22 protein-coding genes are annotated in these 23,273 nt (G+C 60.3%); 9 read left to right on the top strand and 13 right to left on the bottom strand.

Annotated features, from left to right (window positions below; genetic code table 11):
- The first annotated feature begins 4 nt into the window (after positions 1 to 4).
- A complete protein-coding gene (locus Q9Q94_RS00870) occupies positions 5 to 1,291 on the top strand; it encodes an NTP/NDP exchange transporter (protein WP_305978132.1) in 1,287 nt (428 codons plus the stop codon).
- 147 nt (positions 1,292 to 1,438) lie between these two features.
- On the opposite strand, the gene Q9Q94_RS00865 is transcribed toward Q9Q94_RS00870, so the two are convergent.
- From Q9Q94_RS00865 to nifH, 10 genes are all read right to left on the bottom strand, one after another.
- A complete protein-coding gene (locus tag Q9Q94_RS00865) occupies positions 1,439 to 2,002 on the bottom strand; it encodes a hypothetical protein (protein WP_305978131.1) in 564 nt (187 codons plus the stop codon).
- A 22-nt stretch (positions 2,003 to 2,024) separates the two neighbouring features.
- Positions 2,025 to 2,222: a hypothetical protein gene (locus Q9Q94_RS00860; protein ID WP_305978130.1), complete on the bottom strand. Its 198-nt coding sequence runs from the start codon at positions 2,220 to 2,222 to the stop codon at positions 2,025 to 2,027.
- Between the two features lie 123 nt (positions 2,223 to 2,345).
- Entirely contained in the window at positions 2,346 to 2,663 is a 318-nt protein-coding gene (gene cowN / locus Q9Q94_RS00855) for a N(2)-fixation sustaining protein CowN (protein ID WP_305978129.1), read from the bottom strand.
- On the bottom strand, positions 2,653 to 2,937 hold the full coding sequence (locus Q9Q94_RS00850) for a DUF6129 family protein (protein WP_305978128.1): 285 nt from the start codon (positions 2,935 to 2,937) through the stop codon (positions 2,653 to 2,655). Before Q9Q94_RS00850 ends, cowN begins: the two co-directional genes overlap by 11 nt.
- Positions 2,934 to 3,644: a dinitrogenase iron-molybdenum cofactor biosynthesis protein gene (locus Q9Q94_RS00845; protein ID WP_305978127.1), complete on the bottom strand. Its 711-nt coding sequence runs from the start codon at positions 3,642 to 3,644 to the stop codon at positions 2,934 to 2,936. The genes Q9Q94_RS00850 and Q9Q94_RS00845 overlap by 4 nt, the downstream gene beginning before the upstream one ends.
- A gap of 87 nt (positions 3,645 to 3,731) precedes the next feature.
- Positions 3,732 to 3,929, bottom strand: coding sequence for a 4Fe-4S binding protein (locus tag Q9Q94_RS00840; protein ID WP_305978126.1), 198 nt, complete (start codon positions 3,927 to 3,929; stop codon positions 3,732 to 3,734).
- Between the two features lie 22 nt (positions 3,930 to 3,951).
- Entirely contained in the window at positions 3,952 to 4,173 is a 222-nt protein-coding gene (gene nifT / locus Q9Q94_RS00835) for a putative nitrogen fixation protein NifT (protein ID WP_305978125.1), read from the bottom strand.
- Positions 4,174 to 4,235: 62 nt separating this feature from the next.
- A complete protein-coding gene (gene nifK, locus Q9Q94_RS00830) occupies positions 4,236 to 5,804 on the bottom strand; it encodes a nitrogenase molybdenum-iron protein subunit beta (RefSeq protein ID WP_305978124.1) in 1,569 nt (522 codons plus the stop codon).
- Between the two features lie 154 nt (positions 5,805 to 5,958).
- Positions 5,959 to 7,431: a nitrogenase molybdenum-iron protein alpha chain gene (nifD, locus tag Q9Q94_RS00825; protein WP_305978123.1), complete on the bottom strand. Its 1,473-nt coding sequence runs from the start codon at positions 7,429 to 7,431 to the stop codon at positions 5,959 to 5,961.
- A gap of 116 nt (positions 7,432 to 7,547) precedes the next feature.
- Positions 7,548 to 8,429, bottom strand: coding sequence for a nitrogenase iron protein (nifH, locus tag Q9Q94_RS00820; protein WP_305978122.1), 882 nt, complete (start codon positions 8,427 to 8,429; stop codon positions 7,548 to 7,550).
- 655 nt (positions 8,430 to 9,084) lie between these two features.
- On the opposite strand from nifH, the gene Q9Q94_RS00815 reads away from it, so the two are divergent.
- The 8 genes from Q9Q94_RS00815 (at position 9,085) to Q9Q94_RS00780 (ending at position 19,802) form a co-directional block, all read left to right on the top strand.
- Complete coding sequence (locus Q9Q94_RS00815; RefSeq protein WP_305978121.1) at positions 9,085 to 11,070, top strand: diguanylate cyclase domain-containing protein; 1,986 nt, start codon at positions 9,085 to 9,087, stop codon at positions 11,068 to 11,070.
- 365 nt (positions 11,071 to 11,435) lie between these two features.
- Positions 11,436 to 13,532, top strand: coding sequence for an AAA family ATPase (locus Q9Q94_RS00810; protein WP_305978120.1), 2,097 nt, complete (start codon positions 11,436 to 11,438; stop codon positions 13,530 to 13,532).
- Positions 13,533 to 13,722: 190 nt separating this feature from the next.
- The gene (locus tag Q9Q94_RS00805; RefSeq protein WP_305978119.1) at positions 13,723 to 15,375 is read left to right on the top strand and encodes a sensor histidine kinase; all 1,653 of its coding nucleotides are present in this window, start codon (positions 13,723 to 13,725) and stop codon (positions 15,373 to 15,375) included.
- A gap of 20 nt (positions 15,376 to 15,395) precedes the next feature.
- On the top strand, positions 15,396 to 16,094 hold the full coding sequence (locus tag Q9Q94_RS00800; protein ID WP_305978118.1) for a response regulator transcription factor: 699 nt from the start codon (positions 15,396 to 15,398) through the stop codon (positions 16,092 to 16,094).
- A 21-nt stretch (positions 16,095 to 16,115) separates the two neighbouring features.
- Complete coding sequence (locus tag Q9Q94_RS00795) at positions 16,116 to 17,642, top strand: hypothetical protein (protein ID WP_305978117.1); 1,527 nt, start codon at positions 16,116 to 16,118, stop codon at positions 17,640 to 17,642.
- Between the two features lie 965 nt (positions 17,643 to 18,607).
- Positions 18,608 to 18,835 (top strand): Flp family type IVb pilin, encoded by a 228-nt coding sequence (locus tag Q9Q94_RS00790; RefSeq protein WP_305978116.1) that lies wholly within the window; start codon positions 18,608 to 18,610, stop codon positions 18,833 to 18,835.
- Between the two features lie 135 nt (positions 18,836 to 18,970).
- Positions 18,971 to 19,132 carry a Flp family type IVb pilin gene (locus tag Q9Q94_RS00785; protein ID WP_305978115.1) on the top strand — a complete coding sequence of 54 codons (162 nt, stop codon included), beginning with the start codon at positions 18,971 to 18,973 and terminating at the stop codon, positions 19,130 to 19,132.
- Positions 19,133 to 19,226: 94 nt separating this feature from the next.
- Positions 19,227 to 19,802, top strand: a complete 576-nt coding sequence (locus tag Q9Q94_RS00780) for a prepilin peptidase (RefSeq protein ID WP_305978114.1) — start codon at positions 19,227 to 19,229, stop codon at positions 19,800 to 19,802.
- 582 nt (positions 19,803 to 20,384) lie between these two features.
- Here the strand turns inward: Q9Q94_RS00780 and Q9Q94_RS00775 are convergent.
- The 3 genes from Q9Q94_RS00775 to Q9Q94_RS00765 are packed head-to-tail and all read right to left on the bottom strand — an operon-like array spanning position 20,385 to position 22,945.
- Positions 20,385 to 21,809, bottom strand: coding sequence for a VWA domain-containing protein (locus Q9Q94_RS00775; protein ID WP_305978113.1), 1,425 nt, complete (start codon positions 21,807 to 21,809; stop codon positions 20,385 to 20,387).
- Positions 21,810 to 21,833: 24 nt separating this feature from the next.
- The gene (locus Q9Q94_RS00770; protein ID WP_305978112.1) at positions 21,834 to 22,466 is read right to left on the bottom strand and encodes a TadE/TadG family type IV pilus assembly protein; all 633 of its coding nucleotides are present in this window, start codon (positions 22,464 to 22,466) and stop codon (positions 21,834 to 21,836) included.
- Positions 22,463 to 22,945: a TadE/TadG family type IV pilus assembly protein gene (locus tag Q9Q94_RS00765; RefSeq protein WP_305978111.1), complete on the bottom strand. Its 483-nt coding sequence runs from the start codon at positions 22,943 to 22,945 to the stop codon at positions 22,463 to 22,465. The genes Q9Q94_RS00770 and Q9Q94_RS00765 overlap by 4 nt, the downstream gene beginning before the upstream one ends.
- Positions 22,946 to 23,273: the final 328 nt, after the last annotated feature.

Here is a 23,273-nt window from a genome sequence, read left to right as displayed (position 1 = left end):
TGCCATGAAAGCTCTGGCCCTGCGCCTGAGTGGCGCCACCCCGAAAGAGCTGGCGGCGGCCTTATGGGCCTTCGTGTATTTCCTGGCATTGCTGGCCAGCTATTACGTGCTGCGCCCGATCCGCGACGAGATGGCCATGCAGGTCGGGGCGGGGGCGTTGCAGGAGCTGTTCTCTGCCGTGTTCCTGAGCATGCTGGTGCTGGTGCCGGTGTTTGGCTGGCTGACCCGGCGTTTTCCGCGTCGCCGCCTGTTGCCCTGGCTGTATGCGTTCTGCGTGGCAAATCTGATTGGTTTCTACGCTGTCTTCGAGACCGGTGGGCACCCCGGGCCACTGCTGGCACGGGTGTTATACGTGTGGGTCAGCGTGTTCAATCTGTTCGTCGTGTCGGTGTTCTGGAGCTTCATGGCCGACCTGTTCGATACGGAGCAGGCGCAACGCCTGTACGGTTTCATTGCCGCGGGCGGGACCGTGGGGGCCTTGCTCGGCCCGCTGCTCACCGCCGGGCTGGTGCGGCTGGTCGGTGCGAAGCTGCTGATGCTGGTCTCTGCCGCGCTGCTCGGGCTGGCGATTGTCGCCATCCTGCGCTTGCGTGCCTGGGCGCGGCACACCGGCGCGACCGGGCAGACTGCGCCGGAAGGTGAAGAGCAGGTGCTGGCCGGAGGCGTGTGGAGCGGCCTGGGCGAGGTCTGCCGATCGGGCTACCTGCTGGCGATCTGCGCCTTCCTGTTCAGCTATGCGCTGCTGTCGACCTTTCTGTATTTCCAGAGTGCGGAACTCCTGCCCCGGCATATCGCGGACAGCGCCGTTCGTACCCAGTTGCTGGCGCAGATCGATCTGGCGGTGAATGTGCTGACCTTGCTGGTGCAGACGGCGGCATTCGGGCGCCTGATCCGGCGTCTGGGCACGCGGGCCCTGCTGGCGGCGATGCCGTTGGTGTCCTTGCTGGGCTTTGCGGTGTTTGCCCTGTGGCCGGTGCTGGGCGTGCTGGTCGGTTTCGGCGTGCTGCGCCGGGCCGGTGAGTATTCGATCAGCAAGCCGGCCCGCGAGACCCTGTTCAATGCTTTGCCCGCCGCGCAGAAATACCGGGCCAAGAACGTGATCGACACGCTGGTGCACCGTACTGGCGACACGGCCTCGGCGTGGATGTTCAATGGCCTGCGCGCGCTGGGCTGGAGCGCCGGCCAGATTGCCTGGCTGTCGGTGCCGCTGGCGGCAGCCTGGCTGGGAATCGCCTTGTGGCTGGGGACGCAGGCGGAAACGTTGCAGTCCCGCCGATCTGGGGCGGTTTGAAAAAAACTCAAGGTGGCTGCAGAGCCGCATGCGGCGGGCTTCTGCGGCATGCCGTTCCGGAAATGACCGCCGGGATTGGGTGTGCGGCAAGCCCTGCCTGAAACCGGGACTGGATGCGGCTCTTCAGGCAGGTGGCTGAATGCCGGTTTACACGGCGCCGCGGATTTCCCGGCGCTTGCCGTTGTTGAGCGCAGCGACGCTGGCGAGCTCGACGCTGACGGCGTTGCGCGGGCGGAAACCGGTGAGCTCCTTGAAGACCGCCTGCACCTTGTCGGCAGGCGACAGGCTCTTGATGTCGGCTTTTTCCAGACCGGCCAGTTGCATGAGTTCGGGCCAGGGCAGGCCATCATCCATCGACACCAGATGAACGAGCGTGCCACCCAGAGCGAGGCTGGCAGGCTTGTCGATGTTGGGCACGAAAATCACCACCAGCGTGTCGCTGCCCATATCCTTGCCATAGCGCTCCAGAAACACCGGTACGTCGGCCACGTCGTCGAGCATGCCTGAAACGAACCTGAGCCGGCTGTCGTCCGCCAGGATGGCCGCCTGTTGCAGGACCTTGAGTGGCGGCTTGCGGCGGCCGGAGTTGTCGAGCATCTCGCCTTCTACCACGATCAGCTCGCCACGGAAGGCCTTGAGGCCGCCACTGCAGGCTTCGTTCAGGTTGGCGTTGATCAGGCAGCCTGCTTCATCGTATTTCTTCAGCAGCATGGGGAATCATCCTCAGGGGTCATCAGGGGTTGGGGGACTGGCAGTCGCAGCCGGCCTTCTGGCCGGGGCCACTGCAGCAATCGGGTTTCGGCGTGCGGCCAAGAATCATGCTGAACAGCGAGCCGATGGCGTGTGCTGCCTTGCAGGGCACGCCATGCGTGGTCCGGCAGAATTTCTCATGCAGGGTGGCCGGGCTGTCATCGGTACGGGCTTGGCACATGGGTTTTTCCTGGTTGGCGTCATTTCATGTCCAGATCAATACGATCGCGAAGACGAGCCGCAGACAGTGGTAAGGCCACGGCAAGGCGAAGTCGACAAAGAGCGGATTGATCCGGGCATGAAATCAGCAGCACTCCTGCTCGATCTGGTCCAGCAGCAACAGGGCTTGCACGTCGTCAAGCTGTTCGAGCTGGTCGCGCAGGATGTTGATGTGGGCGTGGATCAGGAACAGCTCGTCGTGTTTCGGGCCGCTGGTGGGCGAGAGTTTCTTTGCAAAGAGCTGCCAGAAGGCGTTGCTGCGGGCAGGATCATCCATGTACGGGCGCAACAGGGCGACAAGCCGGCGTGCCTGACCGTTGCAATCCAGGCCGATGAAGCTGGCGTAGCGATCGCGCTCTTCTGCCTTGTGCTGCAGGCAGCCGCAGGGGGCTTCAGTCTTCATCGTCGATCAGGCCGATGGCGAGGCCGCCGGCGCCTTCCAGTTGCGAGGTGAGCTGGGCGCAATGGCCGCTGGTGTTGATGGCGTAGAGCGCAAAGCCATCACCTTCGGCCACCGGTTTGAGGCGCGACGGGATGTCGTTGTCGCTGCAGACGCTGAAGACGATGCCGGGGAAGGCTTCGCGCAGTTGTGCATCGACGCCGGGGCGCTGCACCTTGCCGTTGGCGAGCGCAGCTCTGACCGTGGTGAGCAGTTCGGGTGTGACGCTGACCGTCATACTTCCTCCTCTTCGACCATGGCCGCGAACTGCGCCAGCGACGGCGGTGCAATGCCCATTACGCGTGCCAGCCAGGGCGGCGGGCTGGCCAGGCTGGCCTGCAGGCGCGAGACGCTGGCGCGGGCCGGGCCGGTCTGCGGAATCTTGACCGGATGGATATTGGCGCGGATGACCTTGGCGGCGGCTGGCCCGCCGATGGATTGCACGTAGAGCACATCGCAATCCGAGATCAGGGCGGCGCGGGCGACATTCTTGTCTTCGGCGCTCTCGGTTTCGAGCGTGGAGCGCATGCCGATCAGGCGCGCTTCGGTCGCGGAGACCTGATAGATCAGGAAGCGCTCGCAGGACCCGAAATGGCCGTCGAGGATCTCGCCGCTGTTCGAGGCGCAGGCCAGCCGGATTGAGCCTGGCATGTCACCTTCGGCATAAGCATCCAGCGCGGGCAGATCGCTGCCCGAAACGCCTTCGCCCCACAGCAGGCGCACGGCACGCTTGAGGTCTTCCTTCTCGGCCACGCAGATGCCGCCGTCGCCGTCCATGGCTTCGCGCAGAATCTCTACCGAGCACGCCGCGAGCTTGGTCTCGGTGAGCGGCAGGTCGATCTTTTCGGCCAGCGCGAGGGTCAGCTCGCGCGGGGTGACGTTCAATTCACGGGCGGCCAGACCAATGCGCAGTGCGGCTTCGCGGGTGATGGATGTGTTGCTCATGGCGGGCTCCCAGGGAAGGATGTAGGGTGCGCATTGCGCACCGAGCGTGCGCCGCTTGAAATGGTGCGCGATGCGCACCCTACGGTCTTACATGTAAACAATGCAGGCATCACCCGAAGCGCAGGTGGCCTGGCACTTGGGGCCGTCGTCACTGTCTTCGCATTCGTTGCAGGTGTCGGCCTTGATCTTGACGATGCCGCCCTTGTCGAAGATCGAGTTGGTCGGGCAAACCTTGATGCAGTCGCCACAGCTGCTGCATTCCGCGACGAGGATTTTCATTGCCATGATGTACTCCTTGGACTCAAGTTCACTCCACCCCATCCACACGCCTGGCCCGTACTGAAATGGGCAGGCGCGGAGCGGGAATCGGATCGATGTAATACACGCCTCCGTTGCCCAGCCTGATTTCGCCACCCCATTTCTCCGGAGTGTCGAATTCGATGGAGGTGATGCTGTCCTCGATGTCGCGCTTGGGCAGATAGAACGACAATCCGCCGTCGGCGCTTTTACGAACCATGATGTTGGCCATGGGGAAGTTCCGGGTGCTGGGTTAGGCGTTGCAGGGTGCGCACTGCGCACCCTGCGGTTGGGTTAGCGAACGATGTCGTAGTTGTAATCCGTGTTGTTCATGAGCTTGGTTTTCTCATCGAGCAACTCCAGCACGGCGTTGGTCAGCGTGGTGACGAGATACATGCCGCCCTCGTAGCCCAGCGTGGTCATGCGATGCAGGTGGTGACGATCGAAGATCGGGAAGCCCAGGCGGATCAGCGGCACTTCGAACTCCGGCCCCTTGTGCAGGGTGTCGCGCTGGATGGTCTTGCCGTAGGTGCTGCCGACGATGAAGTCCGGCTTGTCGGTGAAGCACAGGCTGCGCAGGTGCCACAGATCGCAACCTGCATAGACCTTGCCATGTACGCCGTAGGGCGAGGATTCGAGCAGGGCCTTCATCCGCTTTTCCCAGCGCTTGTTGCTGTTGTTGCACAGGATGTGGGTCGGCTCGATGCCCAGTTCCAGCATCACCTTGACCAGGCCCAGCAGGAAATCAGGATCACCGAAGACCGCCATCTTCTTGCCGTGCAGCCAGGCGTGGGAGTCGGTCATCATGTCGACCAGGCGGCCACGCTCCTTGAGCAGCGAAGCCGGGATCGGCTTGCCGGTGACTTCGGAGACCTTCATCAGGAACTCGTCGGTCCACTCCACGCCCATGGGGATGTTGATCTTCGGAACTTCGTGGTTCCAGGTGCCCTCCACGAATTTCTTGCTCTTTTCCAGGCTGGTGGGCTGGAGCATGAAGGTCGTGATGGCGTTCGGTGCATCCTTCACTTCGTCGATGGTCGTGCCGCCGGCATACATTTCGTATTCGCCGTTGGCCGGAGTGTCGAGCACTTCTTCCGGGTCACACAGGAAGGTGTAATCGACATCCATTTCCTTCAGCATGCGCTTGATGACGCGGTAGTTGCCCAAGTAGGTTTCGAAGCCCGGAACGATGTTGATCTTCTTGTTGCTGCCAACCACCTTGCCGTCCATGGTCGTCTGCGTGAAGTAGCTGACGATGCCTTCGAACATGTTGTCCCAGCCGGTGATGTGCGAGCCGACGAAGGACGGGGTGTTGGCGTAAGGAATCGGGAAGTCTTTTTCGACGTTGCCCTCCTTGCGGGCGTTGCCGATGAAGGCTCCAAGGTCATCCCCGATGACTTCGGCGATACACGTCGTGCACACCGCGATCATCTTCGCGCCGTAGAGCTTGGTGGCGTTCTGCAGGCCTTCATGCACGTTCTTCTGCCCGCCGAAAACGGCAGCGTCTTCCGTCATCGAGTCGGCGATGAAGGCGATCGGCTCCTTGAAGTGCCGGTTGAAGTAGGTGCGGAAGTAGGCCACGCAGCCTTGCGAGCCGTGGATGTACACCATGGTCTTTTCAAAGCCCATGCCGCACAGGGCGCCGCCCAGGGGCTGACAGACCTTGGCCGGGTTGATGGTCAGCGCTTCGCGCTTGAAGTTCAGGTCCTGATATTCCTGAGAAGTCGTCCAGGCAAAGGTTTCGGCAACCTTGTCCTTGGAGGGCATTTCTTCCCACTGTTCGCGTTTGCGGGCCAGCAGGTCCTGATATTCCGGGTCATTGAAGAGCGGGAAACAGGGTTTGGTATCTTCGACGGTTTGCATCTTGCATCTCCTTGCCCGGCCAGCTAGCTGTGGACGCGGGTGAAGGTTGATTGATCGCGGCGCTTACGTGCCACGGCTCATAGGTAGGGTGCGCACCGCGCACCACATGTGCGCTTCGGGCGAATGGTGCGCAATGCGCACCCTACGGTCCGGCTTAAGCGGCTTTCAGTTCGCCTTCGGCGTCATCCTTGAGCCAGGGCGCCTTGAGCATGCCCCAGCACGGGTTATTCACGGTCATGTCCATGTCGCGGGCGAAGATGGCGAAGCCGTCGAAGCCGTGATACGGGCCGGAGTAATCCCAGGAGTGGAGCTGGCGGAAAGGCACGCCCATCTTGTGGAAGGCGTACTTTTCCTTGATGCCCGAGCCGATCAGATCCGGCTTCAGCTGGCGGACGAATTCTTCGAACTCATAACCAGTGACGTCGTCATAGATCAGGGTGGCGTCCTTCATTTCCTTCATGGTGCGGTCGTAGTCATCGTTGTGCGCGAATTCATAACCAGCACCGATCACTTCCATGCCCAGATCTTCGTAGGCACCGACGGTGTGACGCGGACGCAGACCACCCACGTAGAGCATGACCTTCTTGCCCTGCAGGCGCGGCTTGAACTTGGCGATGATGGCGTCCATGGCCGGCGTGTACTTGGCGATGACTCGCTCGGCACCTTCCTGGATCTTTTCGTCGAAGTGAGAGGCGATTTCGCGCAGGCTCTCCTTGATCTTGGTCGGGCCGAAGAAGTTGTATTCCAGCCAGGGGATGTTGTACTTCTCTTCCATGTGGCGCGCGATGTAGTTCATCGAGCGGTAGCAGTGCAGCAGATTCAGCTTCACCTTCGGGGTGTTTTCCATTTCGGTGAGGGTGCCGTCGCCGGACCATTGCGCAACCACGCGCAGGCCCATCTCCTCAAGCAGGATGCGCGAAGCCCAGGCGTCACCGCCGATGTTGTAGTCGCCAAGAATTGCGACGTCATACGGTGTGCCTTCGAAGGCCTTGTCGTCGCGGTTGGAGATGATCCAGTCGCGCACGGCGTCGTTGGCGATGTGGTGGCCCAGCGATTGCGACACGCCGCGGAAGCCTTCGCAGCGCACTGGCACGATGACCTTGCCGATTTCTGCCGCCTTCTTCTTGGAGACGGCCTCGATATCGTCGCCGATCAGGCCGACCGGGCATTCGGACTGCACCGAGATCCCCTTGGAGAGTGGGAACAGGCCTTCCAGTTCGTCGATCAGCTTGGCGAGCTTCTTGTCGCCACCGAAGACGATGTCTTTCTCCTGGAAATCGGAGGTGAAGTTGATGTCGCAGAACGAATCCACCCCGGATGTGCCGGAGAAGTAGTTGCGGCGGCCCCCACGCGAGTAGGCGCCACAGCCGACCGGGCCGTGCGAGATGTCGATGATGTCCTTGATCGGACCCCACACCACGCCCTTGGAACCGGCGTAGGCGCAGCCGCGCTGGGTCATCACGCCCGGCACCGACTTGCGGTTCGAGGTGATGCACTTCTTGGATTGCTCGATGGTCTTGTCATTGACCATCAGGTGTTTGGCCCGGTCTTTCTTGGCCTTCTCGGGATAAACCTCCAGCACCTCTTCGATGAGGGCCTGGGCTTGCTCGCGGGTGAGCTCAGACATTTGATTCTCCTTTGCTCCGGGCTCTAGCTCGCCACGGGGCACAAGCGTTGAACAGCTTTGTGTCTGCGTTACCCCGTCTGACGGGGTAACGGCACGTCAAACAGATCCGGTGCGGATCAGGCTGCCAGTTCGGCGGCGGTCTTGCCGACGATGGCTTCGTCTTCCACTTCCATGATCCCGAATTCCATCAGCAGCTCTTCCAGCTCTTCCATTTCGAGCGGATTGGGGATCACGAACTTCTTGTTATCCACAATCTTCTGGGCCAGTGCGCGGTACTCATTGGCCTGCTTGTGGTTCGGGTCATATTCGATGACCGTCATGCGGCGGATTTCAGCGTGCTGCACGGCGTTGTCACGCGGTACGAAGTGGATCATCTGGGTGCCGATTTTCTCGGCCAGAGCCATGATGAGTTCATCTTCGCGGTCGGTCTTGCGGCTGTTGCAGATCAGGCCGGCCAGACGCACACCACCCGAGTTGGCGTACTTCACGATACCCTTGGCGATGTTGTTGGCGGCGTACATGGCCATCATTTCGCCGGAAACGACGATGTAGATTTCCTGTGCCTTGCCTTCGCGGATCGGCATGGCGAAACCACCACACACCACGTCACCGAGTACGTCGTAGAACACGAAGTCGAGTTCTTCGTCGTAAGCGCCTTCTTCTTCGAGGAAGTTGATGGCAGTGATCACCCCGCGGCCGGCGCAACCCACGCCCGGCTCCGGACCACCGGATTCAGCGCACTTGATGCCTTTGAAGCCAACCTGCAGCACGTCTTCCAGTTCCAGATCCTCTACGGAACCGGCGTCAGCAGCCAGCTGCATGACGGTGTTCTGCATTTTCGCGTGCAGGATCAGGCGGGTGGAGTCGGCCTTTGGATCGCAGCCGACGATCATGACCTTCTTGCCCGCCTCGGCCAGTGCGGCCACGAGGTTCTGGGTGGTAGTGGACTTGCCGATCCCACCCTTGCCGTAAATTGCGCATTGACGCAGTTTTGCCATGGTGCTTCTCCTTGAGGAAACAGTGACTCGGGTCAGGCATGTGTGCTGCGTGAAACAGATCAACATGGGCGCTGACGACTCGCAACACATGTCGCAACGGCTGTGCCAGATGCTAGAGTGATTCGGCAAGCCAATGAATAAAAAGGATAAATGTTGAATTCCAGGACGCCGGAGACGGTGCGGCATGCGACAAACAGGCGGAGGAGTGTAAGGATGACGACAAGGCCCGCGACAATCCGATCCTGCCACTCTGAGCCCGGATCTGGATCAACGGCTGCACCTCTCACAGCCGGTTTTACCGGCCGCCCGGTACGAACGTTTGTGGGGGCGCAAAGTTCAGGGCCGGATCAATAAGCATGAGCAAGCATTGATCAGGCGGGCGGAGCGATGACATCCAAGCATCAACGAAGCCGGCTTTCTCCTGTACACACAGGCCTGGGCAATTGAACTTTGGCGCGTGCTTACTACAGTAAATTGCTATGCATTGCGGTGACTCGCCGGACTGTTTGATAACTTTCCGGAAAGATGCGGCGCGGTTCCGTGCAGAGTCCTTCCTTGCTTCATGTCAGGAGCTGAATAGCGACCCGGATAAGCACGACAAATCATGAATACCCGTTAAACCATTTGGAGTCATGCCCGGCCATGACGAAATCTCATGGTGTTCAAGTCATTACCTTCTCATCAGATCAATCTTCCTGAGCTGCCCGGGGTTATTTCCCGGTTTGCGTGGAGAGGCGGAGTGGTTGTGGCCTGTCTGGTTTCCACGATCTTTTTTGCTATCGGGTACCAGAGGGAAGCCGCACGTCTGGATTTGATGCTTGAGGTCGGCGCCCACAGCGTTGCAAAACAGTCGGATGGGCATCCAGGCAAAGCCGGAACAGGAAGACCAGCGTCACCCCGGGATGTTCTGGCCGCCATGGGTTGGCTGGACGAAACCGTCAATTTCCGCATCATCACTGCGGACAAGCAATTGCTGGCCGAAAAGCAGCACGATCTGCGCCCTCCACTCCTGACCCGGGTTGCACCGCTTGATCTCGGCGCCGCCGGGAGTGTGCTGCTGGAGGTAGAGAGCTCTCTGGCTACTCTTTTGCTGTATTCCATGGCCATGTTTTTGCCGGGCCTTTTGCTCGGCGGGATAACCTTCATGGCGCTCAAGGACCTTCCGATGCGATCCCTGCGCGTGGCCTTGCAGGAGGTTGTCGTGCGCAAGGAGGCTGAGGAAAGACTGGCAAAATCCCTGAGCATTTTTTCCGCGACGCTGGAGTCCACTGTCGACGGCATTTTCGTGACGGATACCTCCGGGCAGGAAGTCGTAACGAATCAACGCTTCCTGAAAATGTGGGGTTTGCAGGGTGAAAGGGGGCTCTCCACTTCCAGCAGTGAAACCATGATCGCGGTGGCGCAGCAATTGCGGGATCCAACTGCTTTTTATCTGACGCTGAAAGAGTTGATAAATGATCCCGACCGGCATCACGATTCAATCCTTGAGTTGCGGGATGGGCGTCGATTCGAGTGGAACTCCCAGCCTCAGTTTGTTGATGGCAAGGTTGTCGGGCGGGTCTCGAGCTTTCGTGACATCAGCGAGAGGTGGCTGGCCGAAGCACTTCTGGCGATTGAGAAAGAAACCCTTGAAATGGTCGTCTGCGGCAGCTCCCTGAAAACCTCTCTGGGGGCGCTTGTCCGCCATGTGGAAGCATTTTCCGGCGAAATTTTCTGCGCGATCCTGTTCCGGGACGACACAGAGGCTCGCGATCTGAGTTGTGCTACTGGGCGCAGTTTGCCAGGCAGTGTGGCGGAGGACATCGTTCATCACGGTCAGAAGGTCCTGAATGATGTTTTTGCCGCCATTACTGAATCCGGTGAAGCTCTGGCGCACGGAGATTCGAACGAGCTGATCGAGAATCTCGCTAGCAACCCGATCTGGGCAGGCTATTGCGAACTGACCGCCAGATATGGCATTCACGCCTGTTTTGCCGTGGCGGTTCGAGCATCGAGCGGCAATCCTTTGGCTCTGATTGTTGTGCATTACCGCAATCCAGCCGTACTGTCTCCCCGTGATCTTGACCTGATGCTGGTGGCTTCTCATCTGACCCGCATTGTCATTGAACGTCATCAGGCAGAGGATCGCCTTCAGCTCATGGCGCACTCTGATGCTTTGACACATTTGCCAAACAGGCTGGCGTTCCACGATCGCCTCAAGCAAGCTCTGGCACGAGCCGAACGTAACCGCGGGCTGATTGCGCTGCTATTTCTGGATCTGGACCAGTTCAAGGCGGTCAATGACACCCTGGGCCACAGTGCGGGCGACTTGTTGCTGCGGGAAGTCTCATCGCGCCTGCGGCAGTGCGTGCGCGAAGTAGACACGGTGGCGCGTCTGGGGGGGGACGAATTCACGCTGATCCTTGAGCAGATCTCCACGCCTGAAAATGCTGTCACTGTCGCAGCCAAGATCATCGAAGCCCTGACTGCACCGTTCCTGTTGGGTGGGCAGGAGGCCCGCGTTTCCCCGAGTATCGGCATCGCCATTTACCCGCTGGATGGTGATAACGCTGACCGGCTGATCAAGCACGCAGATTCCGCCATGTATCGCGCCAAGGAAGCCGGGGGGAATGGCTACCGGTTCTTTTCCGCCGACGGATAGCCCATCCCGGGACGCTGGCGATGGCAAAGGGAAGAACTCCGCATGCGCATGACTGCCTTGGTGGGCAGACCAGGCAAGCTCCCGCGTCATCGATCCACTAAGCTTTGAGAAGATCCAGGCACAGGTTTTACGCCCTTTTTTACGCCCTTTCGCTGATCGTCCTCTTCGTTTTCTGCGCACCTGGCCCCGCGACCGCCAGAAGAGACCACAGGCTGAACGCTGCAACCTGACCTGGCGCGAGGGCTGGCAAACCCTGAGCAGATTGGTTGCGCCTGGAAAAGGAGACGCGTCCATCACGCATGGCCAAGTCTGGCTCCATGTGTGCCGACGCCGAAACTCAATGTTTCACAGAGCGAAGGACTGCCGTGTCCAATTCATCCAAACCCAGCACTGCTCCACTTGCTCGTCCCACGAGCCCGTGGTTCGCCATCAGGAAATTCATCGGCCGGATGCAGGACTGGTTTGCGATCCAGTCGCTCCTCGTCAGGCTTGGCGTGCTGGTCGCGGCCATCCTGATTCCCGGCTCTGCCATCTACTCTTTGACTCTCATGCAGAAAAATGCCGCACTGGCCGAACAGGTCAGGGCCATGGCCGTTGATGGCAAGGCGGGCGAGGGCGCGGGAGTTCTCGGGCGTAATCTTCCTGTGGTCATTGGAGCCGGTTCGGTGTTGAGCTTTCTGGAGTCGCATCCCGTCGAGCGCATCGTTGTGATCTACAAAACGCTGATGTGGAACCTGTCGGATCGTTTTGTCCTGATCGAGTCGCAAGGGAAGCTGTATGCGTATTACCCGGGTGACATGGAAACCAGGATTTTCACCGACAAGGCTGTCACCGCATCGTGGGGCGGCAAGCTCGTTTTCCTTCCCCGCAGCGAGCTCGGCCCCGAAGATCTTCAGATGGTCGAGCGTCTGGATCTGCGGTTTTCTGACGCGCGCCCCCTGTCCGAGAAGGATGGCTGGAAAAGTGCGGCCAGTGGCGTGCTCTCAGCCGCGCTGATGCTCAGTCTGGTGGCTTTTCTGTATCTCCAGCTCAAGGGGCAGTTCAAGTCGCTCAAGTTCATCGAGCCCTCCCAGATCAACGGTTCCATCGACGAACTGGTGGGCATGGACGACATCAAGGCAGAGGTCTCCCAGATCAAGGACCAGTATCAGCGTCGCGACGAATACGCCGAGTACGGCATCCGCAAACCCTTCAATGTGATGTTCAGCGGGCCTGCAGGCACCGGCAAGACCAAGCTGGCCAGCTATCTCGCCAAAGAGCTCAATCTGCCGATTCTGTTCCATTCCGCCGCCAATCTGGAAACGGGCTTCGTTGCCGGTGGTTCAAATACCCTGAGCCGGATTCTTGCCATGGCAAAGCGGCGCAAACATTGCATCATTTTCCTTGATGAGGCGCAGGACCTCTTCATGAAGCGTGGCAGCCGCCATCACAAATTCGATGACGACACCGCCAACACGCTGTTGTCTGTGCTCGATGGCGTGCGCAGCAAGAGCGACGTGAAAATCATCTGGATCGTTGCCAGTAATTTCAACAGCGAGACAATGCAGATGGACGAAGCGATGCTGCGTCGCTTCCAGATGAAAGTGGATTTCCGTCTGCCCAACAGGGAAGAGCGACTGGCGATCATTGAGCACTATCTGGCGCAACGCGCCGATAAAGTGATGCCCGACCTCGATCTTCGCCAACACATCGCGGTGACCGAAGGCTGCAGCCCGGCAGACCTTGAAACCATCGTCAATCAGGCCGGCATCATGGCGGTGCAAACCGGCGAGATGATTGGCGCCAAAACCCTGATGCAGGCCGCCGAACGGGTTCTACTGGGGAACGTCAATCTCAGCACCACCCAGGAACGTGAGCGTGACCGCCGCATCATTGCCGTGCATGAATGGGGGCACTTTCTGGTTGATCTCGACTATGAGCGCAAGCTCAATCACGACGATTGGGGAAAAATTCTGGCAGACATGAAGGTCATCAAGATTTCACTCAAAGCCAATCCACGCACCAATGCCCTGGGTTTCGTTTTTCATAAAAAAGGGGCAAACCTGCTCAAGACCAAAGGAGATATCGAACACGACGTGCGGGTGCTGCTGGGGGGCATGGCCAATGAAGAGCTGTTCTTTGGCGAGCAAGGCACAACCAACGGTGCGCACAACGACATCACTCGCGTGACGCAGCTGCTCCACCACGCTGTCGGCGAGATGGGGATGTATCGCAAGACCCGTCTCAATTTTGGCGCGCTCAATCGTGATAACGGCGGTGGCCGTGCGCTGGATGAGGAAACGCGCAACATCATGGAAGCCCAGAACGAACGCCTGTACAGCGAAACCAAGGCTGTTCTGGCGGCTCTCAAACCCTTGACCGAGCATCTTGTAGGCAAGCTTCTGAACGTCCATGAAATGACTTTGAGCGAGGCGCTGCAGGAGATCCGCGACTTCGAGTCCTCGCATGCCCTGGCGCCGTAAGGTAACTGCACTGCGTGGTGAACATGGCGTGAAGGGTGGTCGCTCAGAACCTGAAAAAATGGCGGTCTAGACTGTATGAGTTGATCTGGTGCCAGTTTGGCCCGCCACGTTTAGCATGCCAGGGGAATCTGTGACGAAGCCGTACCCACAGGAGTCGGGGGCGCGAACACCGTTCAGTGCGAGGAGTGACGTGCCCGCGCGTGCCCGCGTCACCGACCTGTTCACCGATGAACGCCGGCTGATCGAGAGCATGCGTGTCGTCCTGGCGATCATTGCCGCCCAGTTGATGCTCGACACGCAGGCCGCGTCGCATACCTACCTGTTTGCCGGTATTGCGGGCTTCAGCGTATATGCCGGGGTCTTGCTATGGTTTTCGGCCAGCGGGCGTGTCCTGCCCGTACTCAGAATCCTCCCCTGGCTGGATTGCTGCTGGTTCCTGCTGCTCATCGCGCTGGCCGGGCCGGGCGGCTTCCACTACTTCCTGTTCCTGTTCTTCCCTGTCCTGTTCGCCTCCTGGCAGCGTGGCGTGGGCGAAAGTACCGCCGTTGCCATCTTCAGCAGTTCGGCGGCCCTGATCATCCTCTGCCTGCGTGCCCCCGGGATTTCCTGGCCTACCTTGCTGGCGTTGCCGCTCTCCTTGCTGGTGACTGGTTCGCTGGTGGCCGTTCTGGCGCGTGCCGAAGCCGATAGCCGCAGGGCTTATGCCTTCTCCACCCATCTTGTGGAGCGCCTCGATCCGCGCCGCGGGTTTGACGCCATCATGCCGAAGCTGCTGGAACCCATCTGCCATGAATTCGATGCCCAAAGCGCACTGCTGCTGATGCGCGATGTCGAGGGTGGCGAACACGCCCTGTGCTGGGAAGAGGGCGAAGGCTGCAGCCGCCTCTCCGAAGCCAGTGCGGAATCCCTGCTGGCCTGCGTGACAAGCCTGAGTGAAGAACATGCCTTCCTGCACCGGCGGCGCACCCATCTTTTCGGGCGTTCCAGCACGCATCATGAACCCATGCCAGGCAGCGACGAATTGCCGGGCATGCCGGAGCCTGTTGTCTTCGAGCAGCTCGCCAGGCTGCTCGAACAGGATTGTCTGATGATCACCCCGGTACGCTGTCGCAGCGTAGGCAACATGACCCTTATTCTCGGCAGTGCATCCGGGCATCTGCGTACGCACGGGCTGGAGGTTCTGATGCGCGTGACCGAGCAGATCGCCCCATTGATCGATAACGCGCTGCTCCTTGAGCGCCTGTCCACCGAAGCGGTCGAAAACGAACGGGCCAAGATTGGCCGCACATTGCATGACAGCGCGATCCAGCCCTACATCGGGCTCAAGTTCGCGGTCGAAGCGCTGGTACGCAAGGCCGGTCCGGATAATCCGCTCAGCGAAGACCTGCAGCGCATGCTCGCCATGGCTAGCACCGAACTCGCCGCCATGCGTGATGTCGTGAGCGGCCTGCGCGGCAGCTCAGGGCAGGGTGGGGAACTGCTGGCCAGCGCAGTGCAGCGCCAGGCGCTGCGCTTCGGGCAGCTGTTCGGGATTGAGGTGAGTGTCGATATCCAGGGCACCCTGCCCGTGGATCGACATATTGCCGACGAATTGTTCCATCTCGTGGCTGAAGGTCTCAGCAACATCCGCCGCCACACACGTGCCCACATGGCCTGGATAGCGCTGCGTTGTGAAGAAGGCGTGCTTGAATTACGGATACGTAACGAACACGGTAACCAGCCTCCGTTGCCGACCTTCACCCCGCGCTCCATCAGCGAGCGCGCCGCGCTGCTGGGGGGAGAAACCCGTGTGGATATCGATCCCCGTGGCTGTTCGATAACTGTCACGATCCCGTTGAATTAACTGTTTTCGGAGGGCCACAAATGCCCCTCGCCAGCACTGCCGAAACAGTGGAACCCCGCCCCATCCGGGTCATGATCGTCGATGATCACAAGGCCATCCTGTGGGGCCTGGAGCGTCTTGTCGAAAGCGCTCAGCCCCGTCTCCAGTCCATCGCCACCGCATCGAGCTGCAGCGAAATGCTCCGCGTTGCGGCGGACTGCCAGCCAGATGTCATCGTGCTTGATCTGGACCTGAACGGCACGAACAGCCTCGCCAGTCTTCCCGAGTTGCGCCGCAGCTGTCAGGCGCAAGTGCTGATCCTCACTGGCGACCGTGATCCAGCCATGCACCAGGCCGCAATTGTTGCGGGCGCGCGCGGCGTCGTCCTCAAAGACGAAGGCGCCGACGTCGTGCTGCAAGCCATCGAGCATGTGCATGCCGCGCAATTCTGGGCTTCGCCGCTGATCGCGGGGGGCATGGTCGGCATGCTTGCCTCACGCGCTACGCCTGATGCCCTTGCGGGCAACAGTCGCATCGCCAGCCTCACCGCGCGCGAGCGCGAGATCATCCGCGCCATCGTGCGCAACCGCGGGGCCAAAAGCATCGTCATCGCCGAGGCCCTTGGCATCAGCGAACACACCCTGCGCAACCACCTCACCGCCATCTACGACAAACTCGGTCTGCGCAACCGGATAGATCTGTTCGCATTTGCCACTGAACATGACCTGGATCGAGGCTGACACGCCCTGCGAGGGGACATCATGTGGAAACTGAAATGTCTCTGTGCCATCGGTTCATCCGCGTCTGCCACGCGTACCTGGCTGTCGTGGCCGCTCATGATCGGCACGCTCATTTTCCTGTGGCTGATCCTGCATCCGGGGTTACTCAACGATGGCGACACTTACTGGAACATCGCCACCGGCCGCTGGATACTTGATCACGGCGCGGTGCCCGCCACGGATCCTTTCTCCCACACTGTTCGTGGCCAGCCCTGGGTCGTACACACCTGGCTTGCCGCCGTGCTGTATGCGCTGGTTTTCGATGCGGGGGGATGGACCGGTGTCGTCGCGTTGACCGCGGCGTGTTACGCCGCTGCGCTGGCTATCCTCACCCGCTACCTGCTGCGGCATCTGCTGCCCATCCGTGCGTTGCTCTGCGTTGCCATGGCGCTATGCCTTGTCGCACCGCACATGCTGGCACGTCCCCATGCACTGACCATCCCGCTGCTGGTTATCTGGACCATTGCGCTGGTGCAGGCCGTTGAATTGCAGCGTGCGCCACCGCTGTGGCTTGTTGCCGTCATGGTTCTGTGGGCCAATCTGCACGGGGGGTTCCCGGTGCCGCTGGGGCTGACAGCCGCTTTCGCGCTGGAAGCCCTTCTCAATGCCGAAGCCAGCGCCAGACGTGCCGTCGTGTCCCGATGGGCAGTTTTTCTGCTGCTCGTATCGCTGGCCACATTGCTGACGCCGCATGGCCTCGACGCCTGGCGATTCGTGTACGACCAGCATCAGATGAGTTTCAGCCTCAACACCATCACGGAATGGAAAGCGCCAGCTTTCCGCGGTCTGGAACCGCTGGAAATCTGGCTGCTGGCCGCCGCCGCACTGACCCTGGCAAACGGCCTGCGCTTGCCGCCAATCCGGATCGTGCTGCTGCTGGGCCTGCTGCACCTGGCGCTCTGGCATGTACGGCATGGTGAGCTGCTCGGCCTGCTGGCCCCGATCATCGTGGCGCAGCCACTGGCGGCACAGTGGGGGCTTGCCAGCGCCGCTGCGCAAATGCCCGCCTCTGTGCTTGACCGGCAGTTTGCCACGCTGGCGCAACCCGCGCGAAAACTCACCCAGGCGCTCACTTTGCTCATGCTCGCCGTGCTCTCCCTGAGCATCGGGCGCACTCAGCTCCTGCAGCCTGCAGCGGCCATGTCGCCAGCCCGGGCCGTGGCAGTCGGGCTGGCGGCCAAGCCACCCGGACCGGTGCTGAATGCCTACGAATTCGGCGGCTACCTGATTTTTGTGGGGATTGCTCCTTCGGTTGATTCGCGTGCCGTCTATGGCGATGCCTTCCAGAAAAGACATTACATCGCCACGGTGACGCGTTCGCCAGAACGTCTCGCCGAAATGCTCAAAGAGTCCGGTATCGGCTGGACACTCTTCATCCCGGCCATGCCCGCTGTCGCAGCCATGGACCAGATGCCGGGTTGGCGGCGCCTGTATGCAGACCCGGTGGCCGTCGTGCATGTGCGTTTTTCGCCGGGTGCCTCACAACCCGCTTCTAACGGACCTTACTGATTCAGCAGCAAGAAACTGTTCAGGATCTTTTGTTGGTCACTCAAACCCCTCCCTAGCCCTCCCGTTGACAGGGGAGGGAGCTCGATCCAGCCCGATTTTGTTTGCTCCTCCCCTGTCAAGGGGAGGTCGGGAGGGCTTGGCCCCGCTCTCGACGTGGTCTGTCCTGAGCCTGTCGAAGGGCGCCCTGCGGGCGCACTTGGGTCGAACGGACTTCAAACTAAACCTGGCCGGAACAATAGCGCCGTGTGATGCGCCCATTGATGTCGTCATCCCGGCGCAGGCCGGGATCCAGGAGAATGCGAGTGGCGGTAGGTGCTATACGTTGCCGTGGCGCCATTTCGCATTTCCCTTGATCGTTTGCGCTTGAAGGCAGCATTCAGGCGCGGCAGGCCCAGCTCTGGATCCCGGCCTGCGCCGGGATGACGCCAGGTGGAGAGCGTTGACGCTTAACGATAGATCCGGTCTGAGCGGTTTGAACTTTGCGCCCCCAAAACCGTTCGTGCCGAGTGGCCGGCAACGCCGGCTGTATCGAGGCGTGGGCCTGGCTCTCGACTTGGCCTGTCCTGGGCTATTGATCCGGTCTGGTTTTGAAGTCCGTTCGGCCCGAGTGCGCCCGCAGGGCGTGTATCGAGGGCGCGGCCCAAGCCTCGATACACCGTGCTTCGCACGGCACTCGGCTCGAACGGCTGGGGGGTACGCAAAGATCAAACAAAATCGGGCCGGATCAATAGTCGAAGGGCGCCTGCGGGCGCACTCGGGCCGAACAGTCTTCAAGCATCGCCGGGTCGGATCACCAAGCAAGCTGAAGTGTCTGCGACGGGGGGAATTCGCGCAATTTCCGCAACGCGATAAACCATGACATTTGTCCTGCCCACACCGGAACAAACCTCCCGGGTGTGACGGGCGGAAGCGCCGTGTGTGAGTCACCGGGCCCTTTCTATAGTGAGATGAAAGGAGGTCTGGTCATGACACACCGCACATTTCATCAGCATTCATGTGGCACGGCCTTCCTTGCGAAAGCATTGCAGCAGGTCACGCGTTTCCTGGCAGGTGAAAACGCCGTAACGGCCATTGAATACGCCCTGATTGCCTCGTTGATCGCCATTGCAGCACTGGGCGGAATCGCCGCTCTGGGTGTGCATGTCGGGGCGACCTGGACGCATGTGGCAACCGAAGTCGGCAATGCGACATGAGCGAATTGAGCAACACAAGTTTCTGGTAGTGGGCGGCTGTGGCCGCCATCGCAGCAGAAAGCCCGGTACGGCGAACGCTGGTGCCGGTTTGGATCTTCACCGCAAGGTGAGGGAATTGTATTCAAGGAGGACATCATGAAAGCATTGACGAAATTCCTGCGGGACGAAGACGGTGTGACGGCTATTGAATACGGCCTGATCGCTGCGCTGATCGCTGTTGTCATCGTTGCAGCTGTTGCGCTGGTCGGCGGCAGTCTCAATGGTGTATTCACCACCGTTAACACGAATCTGCAATAGTCATCTGGCGTTTGGGATAGAACTTCAACGCGTGGGTGCATGAACCGGTGGCCGGCAGGCCGCCGGTTTTTATTTGTCTGGTCTAAGCTCAAGCATGAACGCCATTTTCTTCCTGCCCTGGTGCCTGCTCCTGGCCCTGCTTGCCGCAGCGTTGTGGCAGGACATCATTTCCCGGCGCATCCCCAATCGCCTCGTACTGGCCGGCCTGCTTGCCGGGCTGGCCTGCAATGCCCTCCTGTCGCAGGGGGCGGGCCTGTTCATGGCAGATGCGGGCGGGCTGGGGCTGGGTAAAGCCTTGCTCGGCATGCTCGCAGGTGGCGCCATGCTGCTGCCACTGTATTTGCTGCGTGCCATGGGAGCGGGGGACGTGAAGCTGATGGCCGTCGTGGGGGCCTTCCTTGGCCCTCTGCAAGCCTTTGGCGCCGCCTTGCTCACCTTCCTCGCAGGGGGCTTGCTCGCGCTCGCTGCCGCGCTGTTTGCGCGCTCGCTGCCGCAGGTGCTGAACAATCTGCGCCTCATGCTGCTGTATCTCGCCTCCGGCCGCGAAGCCGGCCTCAGGGTCAGCGATGCGCCCACCAGCGGTCGCCTGCCGTATGCCGTGGCCATCGCCATCGGTACGTTGCTGCAACTGCTGCTGGCGCGTGTGGCAGGCTGGCCCTTCGGCTTATGATTCAGGCCGGATCAATAGCGCCGTGTGATGCGCCCATTGATGCCGTCATCCCGGCGCAGGCCAGGATCCAGGAGGATGCGAGTGGCGGTAGGTGCTATACGTTGCCGTGGCGCCATTTCGCATTCCCCTTGATGGTTTGCGTTTGAAAGCTGCATTCAGGCGAGGCAGGCCGAGCTCTGGATCCCGGCCTGCGCCGGGATGACGCCAAGTGGAGAGGGGTGACGCTTAACTATTGATCCGGCCTGGTTTTGAAGTCCGTTCGGCCCGAGTGCGCCCGCAGGGCGCCCTTCGACAGGCTCAGGACAGGTCACGTCGAGGGTAAGGCCCACGCCTCGATACACCGGCCTGCGGCCGGCACTCGGCACGAACGGTTTTTAGGGTACAAAGATCAAGCGCCCTCGCCAAGCCGCTTCCGGCGGACTTCTTCAGGAAGGTCTGCTGAAGAGGCTCATGGATAAACGCTGTGCCGCATGCATGGCTGAAGACGTCCGTCCCATGCGGCTCTTCAGGCTGCCTTGCTTCAAGTTGCAGCAGTGCCCGCGAAGCCGGTGCGGCTTGCGCGGGCGTGTGGCGGGCAGCGGCTTACTTGCTCAGGCGCAGGATGCGTGAGGCCAGCCTGTCAAAGCAGGGTTGCAACTCGGACGTGGTGGCCGCGTAGCAATACTCGCCGATTGGTTGTGCTGTCATGCGGCAGCGTACAGGTGCGTCTTTGGTATTGGCCATGCACTTGAGTACATCTGAACCAAGCTCGTTATTGGGGCCATTGCGCTGGGTCAGGTTGCTGCCCAGGCCCAGGGTGAAGACGTAAATACCTTCCGAGCGCGATTTCCAGGCCATCTGCTCGGCAATGTTGCGGGAGGCATTGTTGATGTTGGTATAGAGCCTTTGGCGCGTGCTGTTGTTGTTGGTCACTGTGCGCAAACCGGAGGGGTTCGTCGTCGGGTTTGGCGCAAACCTGAATTCCTGATCCGTTTTAGCGTGTGCGTTGTAATACTCCGGCAAAGCGGCCGTTGTGCTGAGAAATTGCCAGATGTCATCATCACGGCCCCCACAATTGCCAGGCAAAATCTCATCCTGCAGGTTGTAAGAGAACAAACCGGTAGGTGTTCCCGTTGCTCCCTCGTTCGAAGCAATTGAACCTGCCTGTGTGCAGTAACTTGCATTCCTGTAGGTATAGAAAGACGAAATCGTGTTCGGCGACCCGTCCGAGAAGAACACGATCACCCGCAGGCTGGAGCGGCTCCCCGAGGGAATGCTGTTGAGTTGATTCCGGGCGTGCCACATGCCTTCGGCGTAGTTGGTCCAGCCTTCAAACCGATAGCTGTTGATCTTGGTGTACATACTGCCGCCGGTAGTGCTGTTTATGTCGGTGCCGCGGTCAAACCCGCGGGTGTAACCAGGTTTGAAGCCGACATCCAGTACGCCGCCGCTGGAAAAGTGCATCAGCGCTACGCGGTCAACCGTCGCGTTGAACAGCGTCAGGAAATTCTTGGCTTCCCTTCTGACAGTGCCTGCTACACCGCTCATTGACCCTGTGGTGTCCACCACGAAAGCCATGTCGAGATCCTTGCGGATGGCTTCGGCGCTGGAGCCGACCTGCATGATATCGAAGCCGAAAACGCCCATCAGGTTGACCGGCACCCTGGCAGAGGCGGTCACGCCGACGGTGATCCGTCCGTTATTTGGCGGTGGATCGAACGTGACGCTGATATCACCCGGGTTCAAGGTCGGGATGGAGTTCATGTAGCCGTTGGCATAGTTGGCGTTGAAGAAATTGACGGCTGCCGCCTTGGCACTGGCGGTCTGTTCGGCCTGATTGTTGCCGATCACCACCGCCCGGGCGCCGGCAATCGCGGCAGCATCCACGGCGCCGTTGAGCTTGGCGCGGATGATGTAACCCAGCCCGGAATCAATCGCCAGACCGACGGCCCCGACCAGCACGATAATCAGCAGGCCGGTCATGATGGCGATCTGCCCTTGCATTTTTCTGAAGCCAGCTGTGCGCATGATCTGTCCTCCGTATTGGCGGGATCACAAGACATTCATTGAATGCAGGACAGGGCCGACATTCGGGATACTGATGTTGGCGCTGATCTGCATCCCGCCGAAGAGAGAGGGGAGCTCGTAGAAAACCTCGGCGGCATAGATCTGATCGCCGGCATTCAGTTGGCCGGTCATGAGATTGGCCGTTGGTTTGTTCGGCCCGGTGTTCATCGCACAGCTGCCATCGGCGTCCCAGTGGGTGGAGTCTTCTCCGCAATTCCAGATCGAGCTGTCCGGCACGTAGTGGCTGCTGCTCCAGCCCTGTTGCCAGCGGAACTGGTTGGTGACCGTATTCGTGACGATGTTGTTGGCTGATATGGCGGTGACCTCGGTGATGTAGATCATGCCGGCCGTGCTCATGCGCAGTGGCGGCATGGAGGCTGCAAGACCGTCCATGATGGCCTGGTAGTCCAGGTTCACCATCGACTTGGTTGATCGGGCGGCCAAGCTGGCGCCTTCGCGGCTGACGTTGTTGATGATCAGCTGGGCCTGGATGTAGCGTGAAAAGTCGACCACGGCGAGCGACAGCAGGATGAGGAAGGGCAGCACCAGAGCGAATTCAATGGCCGCAATGCCCTGGCTGCGGGATGCGTGAGGTATGCGGAGTTTGTGGGAGATCATGATCCAAAGGCCTCATTTTTCATGGTGGCTGCGACACTGAAATCGTGCTCGCCATTGCTGAAGAATTTGCTGATGAAGCCGGTAAACAGCGGCCATTTGCAGTTGAGCTGGATCGTGACGATATCCCCCTCACGGCCAAACATTCCGGCGTTGTAGCTGCTGGCGTCGCCGTACTCCGTGCTTGTGGTTCCGTTAAGCGTGATCTTGATGTCCGGGTCGACCTTGGCCCACAGGCCCATCGAGCTGTCGTTCATCTTCGCGATGATGGCGCGGTAGCGCTGCTGATCGGATGTGTTGGGGTCGAGATTGACCTGCCCGGTGATGGCGTAGCGGGCGCCTTCCCGCACGGCGTGCTGCATGGTGATGTCCACCCAGAACAGCAGACCGAATTCGATGATGGCGAAGATGAGCAGGAAGAAGATCGGTGCGACGAGAGCGAATTCGACAGCAGATGCTCCTGCTTGCTTTCTGAGTTTCATTGCTGCCTCCACTTGAACAGCCCCGCCTGTGTGTTCCGCTCTTTTGCGCAGGGCGAAACAGGAAAAATAGACCACGCGCGATGCTGGCAAAGCTGTCGCCATGGAGTGGTCGGATATTTCTGGCTGTTGGTACTTTCCGCGCTGGATCAGATCGGTGCGTACGCATGCCAGCCAAGGCCCGGCCGACATAGCCAGAACACGTTGTGCATGAAGGCTTGTTGCAGCACGCCATACGCATTCTGGCGACTTCTGGAGGCTGATTTTCCGGACCCGGAATCAGTGCCCTGAACCGCGATGGTTCACCGCCACTTTAGGTCACGCCCGGCGC

It is taken from the genome of Uliginosibacterium sp. 31-16, assembly GCF_030730865.1.
Lineage (GTDB): Bacteria > Pseudomonadota > Gammaproteobacteria > Burkholderiales > Rhodocyclaceae > Uliginosibacterium.
The sequence above is the reverse complement of the archived record's forward strand: the minus strand, read 5'-3'. Positions and strand labels throughout refer to the sequence as shown.

Coding starts and splice junctions, on each gene's coding strand:
- Q9Q94_RS00870 (WP_305978132.1), top strand. CDS start 5: ATGAAAGCTCTGGCCCTGCGCCTGAGTGGCGCCACCCCGAAAGAGCTG.
- Q9Q94_RS00775 (WP_305978113.1), bottom strand. CDS start 21,809: ATGCGCACAGCTGGCTTCAGAAAAATGCAAGGGCAGATCGCCATCATG.
- nifD (WP_305978123.1), bottom strand. CDS start 7,431: ATGTCTGAGCTCACCCGCGAGCAAGCCCAGGCCCTCATCGAAGAGGTG.
- Q9Q94_RS00780 (WP_305978114.1), top strand. CDS start 19,227: ATGAACGCCATTTTCTTCCTGCCCTGGTGCCTGCTCCTGGCCCTGCTT.
- cowN (WP_305978129.1), bottom strand. CDS start 2,663: ATGAAGACTGAAGCCCCCTGCGGCTGCCTGCAGCACAAGGCAGAAGAG.
- Q9Q94_RS00850 (WP_305978128.1), bottom strand. CDS start 2,937: ATGACGGTCAGCGTCACACCCGAACTGCTCACCACGGTCAGAGCTGCG.
- nifT (WP_305978125.1), bottom strand. CDS start 4,173: ATGGCCAACATCATGGTTCGTAAAAGCGCCGACGGCGGATTGTCGTTC.
- Q9Q94_RS00790 (WP_305978116.1), top strand. CDS start 18,608: ATGACACACCGCACATTTCATCAGCATTCATGTGGCACGGCCTTCCTT.
- Q9Q94_RS00765 (WP_305978111.1), bottom strand. CDS start 22,945: ATGAAACTCAGAAAGCAAGCAGGAGCATCTGCTGTCGAATTCGCTCTC.
- Q9Q94_RS00845 (WP_305978127.1), bottom strand. CDS start 3,644: ATGAGCAACACATCCATCACCCGCGAAGCCGCACTGCGCATTGGTCTG.
- nifH (WP_305978122.1), bottom strand. CDS start 8,429: ATGGCAAAACTGCGTCAATGCGCAATTTACGGCAAGGGTGGGATCGGC.
- Q9Q94_RS00860 (WP_305978130.1), bottom strand. CDS start 2,222: ATGTGCCAAGCCCGTACCGATGACAGCCCGGCCACCCTGCATGAGAAA.
- Q9Q94_RS00865 (WP_305978131.1), bottom strand. CDS start 2,002: ATGCTGCTGAAGAAATACGATGAAGCAGGCTGCCTGATCAACGCCAAC.
- Q9Q94_RS00770 (WP_305978112.1), bottom strand. CDS start 22,466: ATGATCTCCCACAAACTCCGCATACCTCACGCATCCCGCAGCCAGGGC.
- nifK (WP_305978124.1), bottom strand. CDS start 5,804: ATGCAAACCGTCGAAGATACCAAACCCTGTTTCCCGCTCTTCAATGAC.
- Q9Q94_RS00795 (WP_305978117.1), top strand. CDS start 16,116: ATGTGGAAACTGAAATGTCTCTGTGCCATCGGTTCATCCGCGTCTGCC.
- Q9Q94_RS00815 (WP_305978121.1), top strand. CDS start 9,085: ATGGTGTTCAAGTCATTACCTTCTCATCAGATCAATCTTCCTGAGCTG.
- Q9Q94_RS00840 (WP_305978126.1), bottom strand. CDS start 3,929: ATGGCAATGAAAATCCTCGTCGCGGAATGCAGCAGCTGTGGCGACTGC.
- Q9Q94_RS00800 (WP_305978118.1), top strand. CDS start 15,396: ATGCCCCTCGCCAGCACTGCCGAAACAGTGGAACCCCGCCCCATCCGG.
- Q9Q94_RS00785 (WP_305978115.1), top strand. CDS start 18,971: ATGAAAGCATTGACGAAATTCCTGCGGGACGAAGACGGTGTGACGGCT.